The 17,107-nt window shown below is 70.5% G+C and carries 15 protein-coding genes; 9 read left to right on the forward strand and 6 right to left on the reverse strand.

Annotation, left to right across the window (positions count from 1 at the left end):
- The first annotated feature begins 56 nt into the window (after positions 1-56).
- Genes FB557_RS06020 through FB557_RS06035 form a run of 4 tightly spaced genes read left to right on the forward strand, consistent with a single transcriptional unit; the run spans position 57 to position 3,809 of the window.
- A complete protein-coding gene (locus FB557_RS06020; protein WP_144857111.1) occupies positions 57-698 on the forward strand; it encodes an ABC transporter permease in 642 nt (213 codons plus the stop codon).
- The gene (locus FB557_RS06025) at positions 695-2,032 is read left to right on the forward strand and encodes an ABC transporter ATP-binding protein (protein WP_144856613.1); all 1,338 of its coding nucleotides are present in this window, start codon (positions 695-697) and stop codon (positions 2,030-2,032) included. Before FB557_RS06020 ends, FB557_RS06025 begins: the two co-directional genes overlap by 4 nt.
- Positions 2,033-2,088: 56 nt before the next feature.
- The gene (locus tag FB557_RS06030; protein WP_144857112.1) at positions 2,089-2,805 is read left to right on the forward strand and encodes an ABC transporter permease; all 717 of its coding nucleotides are present in this window, start codon (positions 2,089-2,091) and stop codon (positions 2,803-2,805) included.
- Positions 2,802-3,809 (forward strand): glycine betaine ABC transporter substrate-binding protein, encoded by a 1,008-nt coding sequence (locus FB557_RS06035; RefSeq protein ID WP_144856615.1) that lies wholly within the window; start codon positions 2,802-2,804, stop codon positions 3,807-3,809. The genes FB557_RS06030 and FB557_RS06035 overlap by 4 nt, the downstream gene beginning before the upstream one ends.
- Before the next feature lie 42 nt (positions 3,810-3,851).
- On the opposite strand, the gene FB557_RS06040 is transcribed toward FB557_RS06035, so the two are convergent.
- The 3 genes from FB557_RS06040 to topA form a co-directional block, all read right to left on the reverse strand.
- Positions 3,852-5,417, reverse strand: a complete 1,566-nt coding sequence (locus FB557_RS06040; RefSeq protein ID WP_144856617.1) for an AMP-binding protein — start codon at positions 5,415-5,417, stop codon at positions 3,852-3,854.
- Positions 5,418-5,419: 2 nt separating this feature from the next.
- A complete protein-coding gene (locus tag FB557_RS06045; RefSeq protein WP_144856619.1) occupies positions 5,420-5,872 on the reverse strand; it encodes an SCP2 sterol-binding domain-containing protein in 453 nt (150 codons plus the stop codon).
- Positions 5,873-5,950: 78 nt separating this feature from the next.
- Positions 5,951-8,812 (reverse strand): type I DNA topoisomerase, encoded by a 2,862-nt coding sequence (gene topA, locus FB557_RS06050; protein ID WP_144856621.1) that lies wholly within the window; start codon positions 8,810-8,812, stop codon positions 5,951-5,953.
- Positions 8,813-8,964: 152 nt separating this feature from the next.
- Here topA and FB557_RS06055 point away from each other — a divergent pair, with 152 nt between their 5' ends.
- Both FB557_RS06055 and FB557_RS06060 read left to right on the forward strand, forming a co-directional pair.
- Positions 8,965-9,747, forward strand: coding sequence for a dioxygenase family protein (locus tag FB557_RS06055; protein WP_144856623.1), 783 nt, complete (start codon positions 8,965-8,967; stop codon positions 9,745-9,747).
- Between the two features lie 189 nt (positions 9,748-9,936).
- The gene (locus FB557_RS06060) at positions 9,937-10,329 is read left to right on the forward strand and encodes a DUF4878 domain-containing protein (RefSeq protein ID WP_144856625.1); all 393 of its coding nucleotides are present in this window, start codon (positions 9,937-9,939) and stop codon (positions 10,327-10,329) included.
- Here FB557_RS06060 and FB557_RS06065 read toward each other — a convergent pair.
- The gene (locus FB557_RS06065; RefSeq protein ID WP_144856627.1) at positions 10,313-11,860 is read right to left on the reverse strand and encodes a PqqD family peptide modification chaperone; all 1,548 of its coding nucleotides are present in this window, start codon (positions 11,858-11,860) and stop codon (positions 10,313-10,315) included. The two genes, FB557_RS06060 and FB557_RS06065, sit on opposite strands and share 17 nt — an antisense overlap.
- Positions 11,861-11,946: 86 nt before the next feature.
- Here FB557_RS06065 and ectA point away from each other — a divergent pair, with 86 nt between their 5' ends.
- Genes ectA through FB557_RS06080 form a run of 3 tightly spaced genes read left to right on the forward strand, consistent with a single transcriptional unit; the run spans position 11,947 to position 14,230 of the window.
- Entirely contained in the window at positions 11,947-12,501 is a 555-nt protein-coding gene (gene ectA, locus FB557_RS06070; RefSeq protein WP_144856629.1) for a diaminobutyrate acetyltransferase, read from the forward strand.
- Between the two features lie 5 nt (positions 12,502-12,506).
- Positions 12,507-13,793: a diaminobutyrate--2-oxoglutarate transaminase gene (gene ectB / locus FB557_RS06075; protein ID WP_144856631.1), complete on the forward strand. Its 1,287-nt coding sequence runs from the start codon at positions 12,507-12,509 to the stop codon at positions 13,791-13,793.
- Positions 13,794-13,807: 14 nt separating this feature from the next.
- A complete protein-coding gene (locus tag FB557_RS06080; protein ID WP_144856633.1) occupies positions 13,808-14,230 on the forward strand; it encodes an ectoine synthase in 423 nt (140 codons plus the stop codon).
- Between the two features lie 67 nt (positions 14,231-14,297).
- On the opposite strand, the gene FB557_RS06085 is transcribed toward FB557_RS06080, so the two are convergent.
- Together FB557_RS06085 and FB557_RS06090 are read right to left on the reverse strand one after the other, a co-directional pair.
- Positions 14,298-16,673, reverse strand: a complete 2,376-nt coding sequence (locus FB557_RS06085) for a sodium-translocating pyrophosphatase (protein ID WP_144856635.1) — start codon at positions 16,671-16,673, stop codon at positions 14,298-14,300.
- Between the two features lie 58 nt (positions 16,674-16,731).
- Positions 16,732-17,097 carry an STAS domain-containing protein gene (locus tag FB557_RS06090; protein WP_144856637.1) on the reverse strand — a complete coding sequence of 122 codons (366 nt, stop codon included), beginning with the start codon at positions 17,095-17,097 and terminating at the stop codon, positions 16,732-16,734.
- Positions 17,098-17,107: the final 10 nt, after the last annotated feature.

Raw genomic sequence — 17,107 nt, forward strand, 5'->3', positions numbered from 1 at the left:
AGCCACCCGAGTGCGCCGACGGTCGACCTCCCGACCATGGCCGAGGAGCGATGTCCATGTGGGAGTTCGTGTCCGAACGCTGGCAGGACATCGCCTACCGCGCCTTCCAGCACACCTCGCTGGTGGTCCAGGCCCTCGTCCTGGCGACGGTCATCGCGATCGCCGTCGCGCTGCTCGTCACCCGGGTCAAGGCTCTTGAGCCGGTGGCCAACGCGATCAGCGCGATCGGGCTGACGATCCCCTCCTTCGCCCTTCTCGGGCTCCTTCTCCCCCTCGTCGGCATCGGCACGCTCCCGTCGGTGCTGCTCGTGACCTTCTACGCGACGCTGCCGATCCTGCGCAACGCCGTCGTCGGACTGATGGGGGTCTCCCCGCTCCTCATGGAGTCGGCTCAGGGCATGGGGATGTCTGCCTTCGGACGCTTCCTGCGCGTCCAGCTGCCGCTGGCCTGGCCGGTCATCATGGCCGGGCTGCGGACCTCGGCCCAGATGTCGATGGGGGTCGCGGCGATCGCCGCGTACGCGCTTGGCCCTGGCCTCGGGCAGTACATCTTCACCGGGCTGACCCAGATCGGCGGGCAGAACGCCGTGCCCTACGCCGTCGTCGGGACCGTCGGGATCATCATCCTCGCGTTGCTGCTCGACGCGATCCTCCTCCTCGTCTCTCGCCTGACCACCTCGAAGGGAATCCGCGCATGAGCACCGCCAGCACCGAGGCCGCCGAGCCGCGAGACGCCCGAGACACCGGGGAAGCCCGCTCCGCTGACCGGTCAGTCAGCGGAGCGGAGATCGTCTTCGACGACGTCACCAAGACCTACCCGGGGCAGACCGCGCCGGCCGTCGACAGCCTCTCGCTGACCATCCCCGCAGGGCAGGTCGTGATGTTCGTCGGCCCGTCCGGGTGCGGCAAGACCACCTCGCTGAAGATGATCAACCGGCTCCACGAGCCGACGTCGGGGACGATCACGATCGACGGCGAGGACATCCGCTCCAAGGACGAGACCGAGCTGCGCCGACACATCGGCTACGTCATCCAGGGCGGAAGCCTCTTCCCGCACATGTCGGTGCGCGACAACATCGCCCTCGTCCCCCGCCTCCTCGGCTGGGACAAGAAGCGGGTCGCCTCGCGGGTCGACGAGCTGCTCGACCTGGTCGGGCTGAGCCCGGAGCGCTACCGGGACCGCTACCCGCGTGAGCTCTCCGGTGGTCAGCAGCAGCGCGTCGGTGTCGCCCGGGGGCTGGCCGCGGACCCACCGGTGCTGCTCATGGACGAGCCCTTCGGGGCGGTCGACCCGATCACCCGCCAGCGCCTGCAGGACGAGCTGATGAGCATCCAGGAGGAGCTGCAGAAGACGATCGTCTGCGTCACCCACGACATCGACGAGGCGATCAAGCTCGGCGACCGCATCCTCATCCTCCAGGAGGGGGCCAACATCGCCCAGTACGACACCCCCGCCAACATCCTCGCGGCGCCGGCCAACTCCTTCGTCGAGGACTTCGTCGGCTCCGACTCCTCGCTCAAGCAGCTCGCGCTCATGCGGGTCAGCGAGCTCGACCTCCACGACGCGGTAACCGCCCGCGTCGGGGACGACGGTGCCGAGGCCGCCCGGGCCGCGCGCTCGGCGAGGCAGGGCGGCGTGATCGTGCTGGACGACAAGAGGCGACCCGCCGCGTGGGTCGGACTGCGGGAGGCGGAGCGGGTCGGCACGCTGCGCGCCTCCAGCCGTGACCTCGAGGTCGTCGACCATCGCGCGACGCTCAACGACGCCCTCGACTCGATGCTTGCCGCCTCGCACGGCGGCGTCCTCGTCACCGGGCGGCGCGACGAGTTCCTCGGGGTGCTCGAGTTCGACACCGTCACCGAGCACATCCAGACGCTGACCCGCGAGGCGCGCACCGGCGAGTCCGACGAGTACGCGATCACCCCCTCCGAGGACGAGCTGCAGGACAGCTCGGTCGAGGACGACACCGGCTCCGGCTCCAAGCACGGCAGCGAGGACGACGCCGATCCGTCGAGGGGGGAGCAAGCGTGAGCGAGCAGAACGACCCCTCCTCCGCCGAGGCCGGCGCGGAGCAGCCGAGCCACGGCCTGGGCCTCCTCGTGGGTCTGCCGCTCATCTGCGCGGCGATCCTCGGCGGCTGGACCCTCTGGCGCCAGACCGCCGAGCTGGACGACATCGAGTCCAGGCAGCTCGCCTGGGGCACCATCCTGGACCTCACGAGGGAGCACATCGTGCTCACCCTCGTCACGACGGCGATCGTCCTCGTCACCGCCGTCCCGCTGGGGATCCTGCTCACCCGCCCGGCCTTCCGACGGCTCAGCACCCCGGTGGTCGGTTTCGCCAACGCCGGCCAGGCCGCGCCCGTGATCGGCATCATCGTGCTCCTCGCGATGTGGATAGGCTTCGGGTTCCGCGCGGCCGTCATCTCGCTCGGGCTGTACGCCTTCCTGCCCGTCCTGCGCAACACCATCGTCGGCCTGCAGCAGGTCGACCCGACGCTGGTCGAGGCGGCGCGCGGGATGGGGATGTCCGGCTTCGACGTGCTCCGTCGGGTCGAGCTGCCGCTGGCGATCCCGATCATCATGGCCGGGGTCCGCACCGCGCTCGTGCTCGTCGTCGGTACCGCATCGTTCGCGACCTTCATCAACGCCGGTGGCCTCGGCGCGCTGATCGTCACCGGCATCACCCTCTTCCGCAACTCCGTCCTCATCAGCGGCGCCCTGATCATCGCCGTCCTCGCCCTGCTCATCGACTGGGCCGGCCGGGTTTTCGAGCGCATCGCCACCCCGAAGGGGCTCTCATGACCACCCCTCGCCCCACCCAGGCGATCTCCCGGCGGGCCCTCCTGCTCGGCGGCACCGCAGCCGCGGCGCTCACCGGTTGCGGTCTGGGCACCGGCGGCGGCTTCACCCGGTCGGGGACGTTGAGCGGAGCAATCTCCGGGATCGATCTCGATGGGCTCGAGGCCGCGGTCGGGTCGAAGAACTTCTCCGAGCAGGTCCTCGTCGGCAAGATGGCGGTCATCCTGCTGAAGTCGGCGGGAGCCGACGTGCAGGACCTGACGAACATTCCCGGCTCGGCCAGCAGCCGCCAAGCGATGCTGCAGGGCGAGATCCAGGTGATGTGGGAGTACACCGGTACGGCGTGGATCGCCTACCTCGGCGAGACCGACCCGATCCCTGATGAGCAGGAGCAGTACGAGGCCGTCCGCCAGCGCGACCTGGAGGAGAACGACCTGGTCTGGCTCAGCCCCGCACCGATGAACAACACCTACGGCTTCGCCACCCCCCGGGCGAAGGCCGAGGAGCTGGGTGTCGAAGCGCTCTCTGACCTGCAGGACCTCGACTCCGGCGAGCTGAGCTTCTGCGTCGAGTCCGAGTTCAACAACCGCAACGACGGCATGGACCCGATGTTGCAGACCTACGACCTCCAGCGCGGCCGGGAGGTCCCCGAGGACCAGGTGAAGGTCCTCGACACCGGCGCGATCTACGAGGCCACCGACCAGGGCTTGTGCAACTTCGGCGAGATCTTCACGACCGACGGGCGGATCAAGGCACTCGACCTCGTCGTCCTCGAGGACGACCGCGAGTTCTTCCCGAAGTACAACCTCTGCCCCGTCGTCACCTCGACGGTGATCGAGGAGTTTCCCCAGATCCGCGACCTCTTCGCCCCGGTCAGCGAGGCGCTCACCGACGACGTGCTCATCGAGCTCAACGCCCGGATCGACGTCGAGGGCGAGGAGCCCGGCGACGTCGCCTGGGAGTGGCTCACCGGTGAAGGCTTGGTGTCCGAGGCCGAGGCGGGCTGACGGGACCTTCCCTCCCTTCGCCCGAAGGGAGGACAACCGACCTCAGCTGAACTGCTGGCGCAGCTCGCGGCCGAGGACCTTGCCCGTCGCGTTGCGCGGCAGTTCGTCTAGGAAGACTACTTCGCGCGGGACGCAATGGCGGGCCCGCTCGGCGCGCACCATCTGCGTGACCTCCTCGGCGGTGAGCTCCTCGCCCGGCATGAGTGCGATGAAGGCGGCCAGACGCTGCCCGAGATCGGGGTCGGGAACACCGACGACGCTGACCTCACGGACAGCCGGGTGCTGGGCGAGGAGGGACTCGACCTCGATCGGGTAGACGTTCTCCCCGCCGACGATCACCATGTCGTCGTCGCGCCCGACGACGAAGTAGAGCCCGTCCCGCTCGTAGCCCATGTCCCCCGTGGAGACCAGGCCGTCGAGGAACTCCTTGCCCTGGCCGTTCGTGTACCCGTCGAAGACCAACTCGTTGCCGCAGAAGATCCGTCCCGTCTGCCCGCTCGGCAGCTCGCGCCCGTCGCCGTCGACGATCTTGACGACCGTGCCGAGGGGCGGGGTCCCCGCTGTGTCCGGGTCGCGGCGCAGGTCCTGCGGCGTGGCGATGCACACCCACGACGCCTCGGTCGAGCCGTAGAGGTTGTAGAGGACGTCGCCGAACTCGTCCATGAAGCCGGTGGTGAAGCCCGACGGGTAGGGCGAGCCGGAGGTGGCAACCACCCGGAGCGCACGGCGGGTGCGAGCCTGCGGGTCGCTGGGCAGCTCCATCATCCGCTGGAGCATGACCGGGACGGCGAACATCGCGTCGGGCTGATGCTCCTCCAGCGCCCGTCGGGCCTCCTCGGCGCGGAAGCGTCGCTGCAGCACCATGGTCGCCCGGATCGCGATCGAGAGCTGCATCGCCGCGTAGCCCCACGTGTGGAACAAGGGGGCGGAGATGAGGATCCGGTCTCCCGCGCGGAGCGGGATCCGGTCGATGATCGAGATAAGCGGGCCGAAGCCACCCGGCGTCTTGCGTGCCGCGCCCTTCGGGGTGCCGGTCGTCCCCGAGGTGAGGATGATCGTGCGACCACCGCGCGCGGGCGGCGCCAGCTCGGGGCGAGCCGCGGACTCCACCAGGGCCGAGAGCTCGCTCTCCCCCATCCGCTCCACCTCGACGGGTAGCGCCGAGACCGCCTCGGCGAGCTCGTCGTCATGGATGACCGCCGCGACCTCCTGCTGGCGCATGACCTCGGCCAGCTGCGCCGGGCCGAGACCGGTGTTGCCGAGCACGACGTCGACCCCGATCGCAGCCGCGCCGCACATCACCTCGATCGCGCCGACATGGTTGCGGGCGAGCAGCGCGATCCGGTCGCCCTCACCGTAGCCGCGGTCCTGCAGGACCGCCGCCACCCGCTCGCTGCGCTCGAGCAGCTCGGCATAGGTGATGCTGCCCCGCCGCTCGTCGATGACGGCAACCGCCTTCGGACTGCGATTGGCAGCCTGGCGGAGCTCACCGGCCAGGCCGAAGCCCCACCGCCTGAGCGCCACGAGCTGGGCGACCTGCTGGTGCGGCGGCCCAGGGGCGAGCATCCCCCGCTTAGCCATGGTCTTGCCGACGGTCAGGAGGTTCATGCTCACCCCTTCGCCGTCTCGAAGAAGGAGGGGAACCGCGCGGCCAGGGCCAGGTCGCCGCGCACCGAGATCTTCCCGCGCATCACCGCCAGGGTCGGGTTGCCACGACCGGTGAGCATCTTCGCCAGCTCTGCCGGCGGCATCATGAAGGACAGGTCAAAGGTGTCACCGGGCTCCTCGCTCAGCGTGCAGCTGCCGTCGTCAATGACGATCTCGTAGGTGTCGTGCGGGTCCGTCGGCGGGCCACCGGTCACGCGGAACTGGGTGACCGCCGACACCCCGTCGGCCGCGCTGGGCCGGAACTGGTCCTGGAACCGCGCGAAGATCGCATCGAGGATCGCGCGCCGGTGCTCGCCACCCATCGTTGCCGCGATCTCCCGGTCCGACATCGCCCCCACCACCTGGGCGAACTCGCGTGGGCTCATCGTCGAGAGGGTCGACGGGTCGAGATCCATGCCTGCACTCCTTCGTGGGGAACGGTCATCCGGACCATACCCAGCGGTAGCAAGTGCCTCAACGAGTCGAGACGGAGGTCACGTCCGCTTCGAGGCCGCCTTCTTCGTCGTGCTCGCCGCCTTCTTCGCGGTGGACTTCTTGGCCGTGCCCGAGGCCGTCTTCGCGGTCTTCTTGGCCGTGCCCGAGGCCTTCTTCGCGGTCTTCTTCGCCGCTGACTTCTTCCGGGTCGTCGGCCCCTTCGCGCGTTTCTCGGCAAGCAGCTCGTAAGCCCGCTCGGCGGTGATCGACTCCGGCTCGTCGCCCCGCCGCAGGGTGGCGTTGGTCGCCCCGTCGGTGACGTACGGCCCGAATCGCCCGTCCTTGACGACGACCTCGTTGCCGCTCTCGGGGTCGGTGCCGAGCTCACGCAACGGCGGCTTGGCCGCCGCGCGACCGCGTCGCTTCGGCTGGGCGTAGATCGCCTGCGCCTCCTCGAGGGTGATGTCGAAGAGCTGCTGCTCGGTCTCCAGGCTCCGGCTGTCCTTGCCCTTCTTCAGGTAGGGGCCGTACCGGCCGTTCTGGGCCGTGATCTCGACCTCGGCCTCGCGCTCGGTGCCGTCCTCGTCGGTGGTCGTCTCGGTGACGGTGCCGACGACCCGAGGGAGAGACAGGAGGCGAAGGGCGGTGGGCAGCTCGATCGTCGCGAGATCCATGTCCGCGAAGAGGCTGGCGGTCTTCGGCTTGACCTTGGCCTTGCCGGTCTTCGCCGCCTCCTCGTCGGTGAGCACCTCGGTGACGTACGGCCCGTACCGGCCCGCCTTGGCCACGACCACCCGACCGGTCTCGGGGTTGGTGCCGAGCTCACGCCCGTCGTCCGCGGACTGCGCCAGCAGCTCACGCCCCTTCGCCGCGGTCATCTCGTCCGGGGCGATGTCCTCGGGCATGTTCGCCCGGCGAGGCTTGCCGTCCTCGGTCTGCGCGGGCTCGCCCAGCTCGCCGGTCACCTCGCCGGTGGCGGGGTCGACCCCGGCAGGGGCGACCTCCTCGACGTAGGGGCCGTAGCGTCCCACCCGCACGACGATCCCGTCACCGATGGGGACGGTGCTCACCCCCTTCGCGTCGATCTCGCCGAGGTCCTCGACCATCGCCCGCAGGCCGACCGCGCTCGTCGCCTCGTCACCGTTGTAGAAGCGGTTCAGCCAGCGCACCCGGTCGCTGTCGCCGGCCGCGATCTCGTCGAGGTCCTCCTCCATCCGCGCGGTGAAGTCGTAGTCGACGAGCTGGGGGAAGTGCCGCTCCATCAACTGGGTGGCGGCGAAGGCCAGCCAGGTCGCCACCAGCGCCGATCCCTGCCGGCGCACGTACCCGCGATCCTGCACGGTGGCCACGGTGGAGGCATAGGTCGAGGGCCGGCCGATGCCGAGCTCCTCCATCTTCTTCACCAGGCTGGCCTCGGTGTAGCGCGGCGGCGGGGAGGTCTCGTGCCCGTCCGCGCTCGCCCGGACGACGTCGAGCCCGGCGCCCTCCCCGAGCTTGGGCAGCCGGCGCTCCTCGGCGTCGCCCCCGCTGCCGTCGCCCGAACGGGTCTCGTCCTTGCCCTCCTCGTAGGCGGCCAGGAAGCCCTTGAAGGTGATGACCGTCCCCGAGACGCTCAGCTCGGCGTCGCTGCCCGCTGGGCAGCCGCTGATGTCGGCCGCGATCTTGATCGTGGCGGTCGACCCCTTCGCGTCCGCCATCTGCGAGGCCACGGTGCGCTTCCAGATCAGCTCGTAGAGGCGGAACTCGTCTCCGCGCAGCTCGCCCTGGACCTGAGCCGGGGTGCGGAAGTGGTCGCCGGCCGGACGGATCGCCTCGTGCGCCTCCTGGGCACCCTTGGCCTTCTTGCCGTAGACCCGCGGCTGGTCGGGGACGTAGTCGCCGCCGTACATGTCCCGCGCCTGGCCCCGCGCCGCGCGGATCGCGGTCTGCGACAGGTTGGTCGAGTCGGTCCGCATGTAGGTGATGTAGCCGTTCTCGTACAGCCGCTGCGCCACCCGCATCGCGTCCCGGCTGCCGAGGCGCAGCTTGCGCGAGGCCTCCTGCTGCAGGGTCGAGGTGGTGAAGGGGGCATACGGGCGGCGGGTGTACGGCTTCTCGGTGACCGCGGAGACGTGCGCGCGGGCCGAGCGGAGAGCGTCGGCCACCTGGGTCGCTTCGGCCTCGTCGAGGTGGCGGGCGTCCGCCTTCTTCAGCGTGCCGTCGTCGGCGAAGTCGCGGCCGGTCGCGATCCGGCTGCCGTCCAGGGCGGTCAGCCGGGCCGAGAACTCCTCCCGGGTGGTCTTCGGGGTGAAGGTGCCGGTGACGTCCCAGTACGAGGCGGCGACGAAGGCCATCCGCTCCCGCTCGCGCTCGACGACGATCCGGGTGGCGACCGACTGCACCCGCCCCGCCGAGAGGCCCTGCTTGATCTTGCGCCACAGCACCGGGCTGATGTCGAAGCCGTAGAGCCGGTCGAGGATCCGGCGCCCCTCCTGGGCGTCGACGAGATCCATGTCGATGTCACGGGTGGCCTCGATCGCCCGCTGGATCGCCTCCTGGGTGATCTCGTGGAAGACCATCCGCTTGACCGGCACCTTGGGGGCGAGTGCCTCGTGCAGGTGCCAGGCGATCGCCTCGCCCTCGCGGTCCTCATCGGTGGCGAGGTAGAGGGTGTCGGCGTCCTTGAGCAGGCGCTTGAGCTCGGCGACCTTCTTCTTCTTGTCCGGGTCGACGACGTAGAGGGCGTCGAAGGAGCCGTCCTCGACGTTGACCCCGAAGCGGCCGAACGGCCCCTTCTTCTCCTCGGCCGGCAGGTCACGGGGCTGCGGGATGTCACGGATGTGGCCCACCGAGGCCTCCACGACGAAGTCGGGACCGAGGTACCCGGCGATGGTCTTGGCCTTGGCCGGTGACTCCACGATGACGAGATTGCGAGCGCTCATAGGTGACTCCTCTTGCTCCGGCCTCGTGCCACGGATTCGTCGCGGCGCTGGACGAGGGCGCGAGTCGAACGGTAGCCCACGCATCGACCGGCCCTGCCAGGTCCTGCCGCACCCCCTTCGCAGTGGTTTCATCATCAACTAAAATTGGTGGCATGACGATGCCTGTCGCTTTCCTCAGCCACGGCGCTCCACCGCTCGCCGACGACGCCCGCTGGCGCGGCGAGCTCGCCGACTGGGCTGGACGGCTCCCCCGCCCCCGGGCCGTCCTCGTCGTCTCGGCCCACTGGGAGTCCGACCCGATCACCCTCGGCGCCACCGAGGCGGGCACGCCCCTGGTCTACGACTTCTGGGGCTTCCCGCAGCGCTACTACGACGTCACCTATCGGGCTCCGACCGCGCCCTGGCTGGCCGACGAGGTGGCCGGGCTGCTGGGCGCGACCGGTGAGAGCGTTCGTCACGACCCCCGGCGGGGGCTGGACCACGGCGCCTACGTCCCCCTCGTCGAGATGTACCCCGAGGCTGACGTGCCGGTGCTCCAAATGTCGTTGCCGACCCTCGAGCCCCGCCGGCTGCTCGACGTCGGGCGCGCCCTGAGCCCCCTTCGCGATCAGGGGGTGCTCGTCCTCGGCAGCGGGTTCACCACCCACAACCTCGCCTGGTTCGACCCACGGGCCGGAGCGGACGCGACGGCCCCCACGGAGTCGGCCGAGTTCGACCACTGGGCGGCCGAGACGGTGGGGGCGGGCGATGTCGACGCCATGGCCGACTTCGCCCGGCGCGCCCCCGCTGCCCAGGTGGCACATCCCCGGACCGAGCACTGGGCTCCCCTGCTCGTGGCGATGGGGGCGGGCGCCGAAGGGGGAACCCCGGCCGGGCGCACCGAGGTCGACGGCTTCTGGTTCGGCCTGAGCAAGAGGTCCTGGACCTTCGACTGACGCGCGGGTAGGACGACAGAAGTGGGCTGGCGACCGCCACCGGCCAGCCTGTGCCTGTCGGGTCCAGGCCCGCCCTTCGCACTCGTGTCGTCGTACCCGCGGGTCAGGTGAGCCCAGCCCTGGCCGGTAGCCTCGCGATCACCCGGCGGAGCAGTGCACCGCTGATGACCGACGAAGGGAGGGAGCGCCGTGATCCGTCGCTGGCAGACGCTCGCCCTTGCGTGCCTGGTCGGGCTTGCGGGCTGCGCGTCCGGCGACACCCCCGAGGCGACCGTCGAGGACTTCGCCCAGGCGGCGTCCGCGGGCGACTTCGAGCGGGTGTGCGAGCTGCTCGACCCCGAGCAGCTCAAGGCGTTCGAGCTGTCGGCGCCGGACGAGAGCTGCCCGCAGACCTTGGCCGAGGTGGCGCAGGAGAGCCCGGGCGGGGCCCTCATCGGCGACCCGGACCAGCTCGAGATCGGCGAGGCCACCGTCTCCGAGGACGGGGTGACCGCGACCGTGCCGACGACCTACGACGGCCGCTCCAGCGAGATCAAGCTGGTCCGCATCGACGACCGCTGGCGGGTCAACCTCGGTCCGTGACACCACCGGCGACGAAGCCGTCGGCGACGAGCTCGCGCAGCAGCGCGACGGCCTGCTCCTGAGCCTGGGCGGCGTCGAGGTCGAGCAGCCCGGCGATCGCGGCCACCGCCTGACGCGCCGTAAGCTCCCCGTCGCAGACCGACAGCAGGGCGGCCCCGAGGGTGTCGAGGCCCGCGGTGCGCCCGAGGCCCGCGCCCTGCCGGGCGAGGATGAGCACCGGGTCGCTCTCGCCCGGTCGGGTGTGCCGCTCCTCGATGACGTCCGGCGCGCAGCGCCACGCGACGTCGAGGACCGCGTCGTCGTCATGCTCGGCCAGCCAGGTCCGGGCCCGCACCCCCTCCAGCACCCGTGGGCCCATCGGCTGCTCGACCGGCCCACGGTGGTCGACCAGGTCGCGGAACGTGCCCCGCTCCCCCGCCGGCCGCTGCAGCACGATCACCCCGAAGCCGATCCGCGCGACCCCTCGGGCCGCGAAGTCGGCCAGCCACGCCTCCTCGAGAGCTGCATGCTCCGGCGTGCCGGGGCGTTGCCCGCCGTCGCGGACCCAGGTCGCGGCGTACTCCGCAGGGTCCTGCTCCTCGCGCTGCACGACCCAGGCATCGAGCGGGGTCCCCCTTCGCTCGGCGTCGTCGAGCCAGCCACCGACGACGTCGCGCCAGTCACCCCCTTCGCCGGTCTCCCAGTTGCCCAGGAGCACCGCGAGCCCCCCGGGCTCGAGGTGGTCACCGACGCCGCGCACGAGGTCGGCGACCACCTCGTGCCCGGTGCCCTGCCCGTCCCGGTACTCGTAGACCGGCACGTCCTCGCGCCGGGGCGTGATGACGAAGGGGGGATTGCTCACCACGAGGTCGAAGCGCTCGCCGGCCACCGGCTCGAGCAGCGAACCGGACCGCATCTCCAGCTCGACGTCGGCGAGCGCGGCGTTGACCGACGCGTACCCCAGCGCCCGGGCGGCGACATCGGTCGCCACGACCTCACGGCAGTGGGTCGAGAGGTGCAGCGCCTGGACCCCGCACCCGGTGCCGAGGTCGAGGGCTCGGGCCACCTGCGGCCGCGGCGTCCACGAGGCCAGCGTCGTCGATGCTCCGCCGACCCCGAGGACGTGGTCGTGCGGCAGCGACGAGCCCAGGGCCAGCTCGCCGTGATCGGACGCCACGAGCCAGGTCGCGGCATCGGCCCCGTAGGGCATGAGGTCGCAGGTCGCGCGCAGACCCCCCTCTGCCGGGGCGGCCAGGCCGAGCTCGAGCAGCCCGCCCGCGCCGAGGGAGGGGCAGAGCTCGTCGAGCTCGGCGGCGTCGACCGGGTCGCCGAGGGTGAAGAAGCGCACGAAGGTGGCGAGCGGGCCGTCGAGATCGCGCAGCCGTCGGCGCACCGGCACGGGGTCGTCGCGGCGCAGGGCGGCGGCAGCGACCGGGCCGAGGAGCGTGCTCAGCGCGTCGCTGTCGACACCGTGACCGGCGAGATCGGCGCGCAGGTCGCGCAGCCCGGCCGGGTCGGTCAGGGGCGTCGTCCGGGAGTCCACGCCCGCCATGATCTCAGCCCCGCGCGGGGTCGTGGTCGGCGCGATCCTGGTGCCCGCGGGCCCGGCCGGGCCGACCTCGCTATCCTGGAGGCGACATGAGTCCTCACGATGACGCCGGTTCCCGCCCATCTGACCCCGACTCCACCCCCGGCCCCGAGCCGGTCTTCCGCCCGCCGACCGTCGACGACGGACTGCGCATGTGGGAGATCGCTCGCGACACCGGGGTGCTCGACCTCAACACCGAGTACGCGTATGCGCTGTGGGGTGCCGAGTTCGCCGACTCCTCGATCGTCGTCGAGGACGACGGGCGGATCGTCGGCTTCGTCACCGGCTTCATCCGGCCCAGCGAGCCCGACTCGCTCTTCGTCTGGCAGGTCGGCGTCGAGGCCGACCAGCGCGGCAAGGGGTACGCCAAGCGCATGCTCCACGCCCTGATGAACCGGTTGGCCGACCACGGGGTGGTGCGACTGCGCACCACCGTCACCGCGACCAACGAGGCGAGCCAGCGCACCTTCGCCGCGCTCGCCCGCGAGCGAGACCTCGACCTGGGGGTCGAGGAGTACATGTCCGGCGAGCACCTTGGTGAGGGCTTCGTCGACGAGAACCTCTACACGGTCGGGTCCGAGCCCGAGCAGACCACAGGAGAGTGAACGACATGACAGCTGATGGCACGAGCGACATCTCCGCCTTCGAGAAGCACGAGTCCGAGGTCCGCAGCTACTCGCGCAACTGGCCGGTCGTCTTCGACACCGCGAAGGGGGCGACCCTCACCACCGAGGACGGCGTCGAGTACCTCGACTTCTTCGGCGGCGCCGGGGCGCTGAACTACGGCCACAACGACGACGACATGAAGGCCGCGCTCCTGGAGTACGTCCAGCGCGACGGCATCACCCACTCGCTCGACAAGTACACGCCGGCCAAGCGGCGCTTCCTCGAGGCCTTCCAGTCGGTCATTATCGAGCCGCGCGGCCTGGACTACAAGGTCATGTTCCCCGGGCCGACCGGCACCAACGCGGTGGAGTCGGCGCTGAAGCTGGCGCGCAAGGTGACCGGCCGCGAGGCGATCATCAACTTCACCAACTCCTTCCACGGCATGACGCTGGGCTCGCTCGCGGTGACCGGCAACTCGATGAAGCGTGCCGGCGCCGGGGTCCCCCTGGTGCACGCCACCCCGATGCCCTACGACAACTACCTCGAAGGGGTCGAGTCCGACTTCAAGTGGATGGACCGCCTGCTCGAGGACTCCGGCTCCGGCCTGAACAAGCCGGCCGCAGTGATCGTCGAGTGCGTCCAGGGCGAGGGCGGCATCAACGCCGCGCGCGCCGATTGGCTGCGGGCCCTGCGTGACCTGTGCGACCGGCACGAGCTCTTGCTCATCGTCGACGAGGTGCAGATGGGATGCGGCCGGACCGGCGAGTTCTTCTCCTTCGAGTTCGCCGGCATCAAGCCCGACATCGTCGCCATCTCGAAGTCGATCGGCGGCTACGGCCTGCCCCTGGCGCTGACCCTCTTCCGCCCGGAGCTCGACGAGTGGACCCCCGGCGAGCACAACGGGACCTTCCGCGGCAACAACATGGCCTTCGTCACCGCGGAGGTGGCGCTGCGCAAGTTCTGGTCCGACGACACCCTGGAGAAGCGGACGCTGGAGAACGGCCGCTGGCTGCGGGAGAAGTTCGCGCCCCTGGTCGAGAAGTTCCCCGGCCAGGTCGAGCTGCGCGGACGCGGCATGGCATTCGGTATCGCCTTCACCAACCCCGAGCTCTCCGAGCAGGTGATGAAGGAGTGCTTCGACAACCACCTGCTCGTCGAGACCGCCGGGCCGCAGGACGAGGTCGTGAAGTTCCTCGCCCCGCTGATCATCACCGACGAGGAGCGCCAGCGCGGCGCCGACATCACCTACGCGGCGGTCGAGCGCGCGCTCGCCCACGACGCCGCTGCCTGATCGAGGAGGTCCCCATGATCGTGCGAACCATCGACGAGATCACCGACACCGACCGGGACGTGAGCAACGAGGCCCAGACCTGGCGCTCGAAGCGGATCGTGCTTGCCGACGACCGGGTCGGCTTCTCCTTCCACGAGACGACCATCAAGGCGGGCACGACCAACGAGTTCCACTACGCCAACCACATCGAGGCGGTGTGGCTGGTCGAGGGCAAGGGCACGCTGACCAACCTCGAGACCGGCGAGGAGTTCGAGATCGGCGCCGGCTCGATGTACCTGCTCGACGGGAACGAGCGGCACCGGGTCGTCTGCGAGGAGCAGATGCGCATGTACTGCGTCTTCAACCCGCCCGTCACCGGCCGTGAGGTGCACGACGAGGACGGCATCTACCCGCTCCTGCGGCTGCAGGAGGACGGCTCGGTCGTCCGGGAGAAGTAGACCCGGCACCGACGCGAAGGGGCCGCCCGGGATGATCCCGGGCGGCCCCTTCGTGTGTCCGGTGCGCTCAGGCAGTGTGGACGAGGACGTCCTCCGGCTCGTCGGCGTCCCCGATCGCGAGGTCGCGGCGCTTGGTGATGAGCACGGCCACGACGAGGACGAGAAGGGCCACCGCGGCGATGGCGTACCGGATCCAGTCCTGCGGGTCCTCACCGACGGTCAGCAACACGATCGCCGGGGCGATGAGCACCGAGACGAGGTTCATCACCTTGATCAGCGGGTTGATCGCGGGGCCGGCGGTGTCCTTGAAGGGGTCGCCGACGGTGTCACCGATGACCGCGGCGGCGTGGGCGTCAGAGCCCTTGCCGCCGTGGTAGCCGTCCTCGACGATCTTCTTCGCGTTGTCCCAGGCGCCGCCGGAGTCGGACAGGAAGACGGCCATGAGCGCGCCGCAGGCGATGGCACCGGCGAGGAACCCGGCGAGGGCGCCGATGCCAAGCCCGAACCCGACGACGACCGGGGTGAGGGCGGCGAGCAGACCCGGGGTGGCCAGCTCGCGCAGGCTGTCGCGGGTGCAGATGTCGACCACCCGTCCGTACTCGGGGCGCTCGGTGCCCGCCATGATGCCCGGGTGATCGCGGAACTGGCGTCGCACCTCGAAGACGATGGCGCCCGCGGCCCGGGTTACCGCGTTGATTGCCAGCCCCGAGAAGAGGAAGACCACCGCGGCCCCGAGCAACACCCCGACGAGCGTCAGGGGGCTGACGACCTCTGACCCTGCCGAGGTCTGGAAGTCACGAAGGGTCTGCTCGATCGCCGGCACCGCGTCCGGCGCGATCTCCCCGGACTGGACCCGCTGGCCCAGCTCCTGGGCACTCGCCTGCAGCTGGCTGGACCAGGCGTCGGTGTACGAGCCGAAGAGGGCGGTCGCGGCGAATACTGCCGTGGCGATCGCGATGCCCTTGGTGATCGCCTTGGTCGTGTTGCCCACAGCGTCGAGCTCGGTGAGCACCTGCTCGGCCTCACCGTCCACGTCGCCGCTCATCTCCGCGATGCCCTGGGCGTTGTCCGACACCGGTCCGAAGGTGTCCATCGCGACGATGACCCCGACGGTGGTGAGGATGCCGCACCCGGCGAGGGCGATGAAGAACAGCGACAAGGTCATCGACCCGCCACCGAGGAGGAAGGCCAGGTAGATCGCGACCGCGAGGGTGATCACCTTGTAGACCGCCGACTCCAGCCCGAGCCCGATCCCGGAGAGCACCACCGTCGCGGCCCCGGTGAGCGTGGTGCGGGCGACGTCCCTGGTCGGACGCTTGTCGGTACCGGTGAAGTAGCCGGTCAGCCAGAGGATCACGGCGGCCAGGGCGACCCCGATGATCACCGCGAGCAGGGCGCTCAACCGCGGGTCACCCGCTAACTGGGCGACCTGCTCGTCGCCGCCGAGCTCGGCGTAGCTGCTCGGCAGGTAGATGAAGGCCGCGACCGCGGTGAGGACGGCGGCGATGCCCGCGGTGAGATAGAAGCTGCGGTTGATCGCCGCAAGCGCGTCGCCCCCAGGCGCGGCCTTGGTGATGAAGACCCCGAGCAGCGCGGTGAGGGCACCGATGGCCGGGACGATGAGGGGGAAGACCAGGCCGTACTCGCCGAAGGCGGCAGAGCCGAGGATGAGAGCGGCGACGAGCATCACCGCGTAGGACTCGAAGAGGTCGGCAGCCATGCCGGCGCAGTCGCCGACGTTGTCACCCACGTTGTCTGCGATGGTCGCGGCGTTGCGCGGGTCGTCCTCGGGGATCCCGGCCTCGACCTTGCCGACGAGGTCGGCGCCCACGTCGGCGGCCTTGGTGAAGATCCCGCCACCGACCCGCATGAACATCGCGAGCAGGGCCGCGCCGAAGCCGAAGCCCTCGAGCACCTTGGGCGCATAGCCCTGGTAGGCCAGGACGACGACCGCGGCGCCCAGCAGGCCCAGGCCCACGGTGAACATGCCGACCACTCCACCGGTGCGGAAGGCGATCCTCATGCCGGCATCGCGGCCCTGCGTGCGGGCGGCCTCGGCCACGCGCACGTTGGCCTTCACCGCCAGCGACATCCCGAGGTAGCCGATCGCCGCGGAGAACACCGCGCCGACGACGAAGAAGCCGGACCGGCCCCAGCGCACGGCCTCGGTGTCGGCGGGCAGGGCGAGGAGGAGCAGGAAGACGAGGACGACGAAGATCGCCAGCGTGCGGAACTGGCGGCGCAGGTAGGCGTGGGCGCCCTCCTCCACCGCCGCGCCGATCTCCTGCATGCGCTCGGTCCCCGCATCGGCGGCGATGACCTGCTGCCGGAACACGATCCCCATGAAGAGGGCGACGATGCCGATGACCGCCACGCCGGCGGTCACGTAGAGGTTGCCGCTCGACAGGTCCAGCGTCTCCGCGGCAGGGGTGATCAGCGGCATGCCATCCTCCTCGATGGTGCGTGCTCGACAACTCCCTCAGGCGGGAGGTGTCGTCACCCTACAGCCGTGCGGTGTCGCGTGCCTCTCCGGCTTCCCGAGCCGCCTCGTCGATGCTCTCGTGGAGGGTGAAGACCTTGTCCAAGCCGGTGATCTCGAAGACCCGCCGCACCCGAGGCGCGGTGACGGCGATGGTGAGCGCACCCCCTTCGCGTCGGAGGGTCTTCAGCCGCCCGACGATCACTCCCAGGCCCGTGGAGTCCAAGAAGGTGACCTCGGTCAGGTCGAGCGCCACGTGCAGGTGGCCCGCCTGGATCTGCTCCTGAACCGCGTCGCGCAGCCGACCGGCGTTGGTCGCGTCGATCTCACCGGAACAGGCCACGACCGCCACGTCGTGGGTCTCGCTGGTCGCCAGCGTCAGGGTCACGGGCGATCTC

It is taken from the genome of Marihabitans asiaticum (assembly GCF_007828725.1).
Taxonomy (GTDB): domain Bacteria; phylum Actinomycetota; class Actinomycetes; order Actinomycetales; family Dermatophilaceae; genus Marihabitans; species Marihabitans asiaticum.

Excerpts from the sequence above, each read along its gene's own strand:
- FB557_RS06020 (WP_144857111.1), top strand. The coding sequence starts at position 57 with ATGTGGGAGTTCGTGTCCGAACGCTGGCAGGACATCGCCTACCGCGCC.
- FB557_RS06025 (WP_144856613.1), top strand. The coding sequence starts at position 695 with ATGAGCACCGCCAGCACCGAGGCCGCCGAGCCGCGAGACGCCCGAGAC.
- FB557_RS06035 (WP_144856615.1), top strand. The coding sequence starts at position 2,802 with ATGACCACCCCTCGCCCCACCCAGGCGATCTCCCGGCGGGCCCTCCTG.
- FB557_RS06040 (WP_144856617.1), bottom strand. The coding sequence starts at position 5,417 with ATGAACCTCCTGACCGTCGGCAAGACCATGGCTAAGCGGGGGATGCTC.
- FB557_RS06045 (WP_144856619.1), bottom strand. The coding sequence starts at position 5,872 with ATGGATCTCGACCCGTCGACCCTCTCGACGATGAGCCCACGCGAGTTC.
- topA (WP_144856621.1), bottom strand. The coding sequence starts at position 8,812 with ATGAGCGCTCGCAATCTCGTCATCGTGGAGTCACCGGCCAAGGCCAAG.
- FB557_RS06055 (WP_144856623.1), top strand. The coding sequence starts at position 8,965 with ATGACGATGCCTGTCGCTTTCCTCAGCCACGGCGCTCCACCGCTCGCC.
- FB557_RS06065 (WP_144856627.1), bottom strand. The coding sequence starts at position 11,860 with ATGGCGGGCGTGGACTCCCGGACGACGCCCCTGACCGACCCGGCCGGG.
- ectA (WP_144856629.1), top strand. The coding sequence starts at position 11,947 with ATGAGTCCTCACGATGACGCCGGTTCCCGCCCATCTGACCCCGACTCC.
- ectB (WP_144856631.1), top strand. The coding sequence starts at position 12,507 with ATGACAGCTGATGGCACGAGCGACATCTCCGCCTTCGAGAAGCACGAG.
- FB557_RS06080 (WP_144856633.1), top strand. The coding sequence starts at position 13,808 with ATGATCGTGCGAACCATCGACGAGATCACCGACACCGACCGGGACGTG.
- FB557_RS06085 (WP_144856635.1), bottom strand. The coding sequence starts at position 16,673 with ATGCCGCTGATCACCCCTGCCGCGGAGACGCTGGACCTGTCGAGCGGC.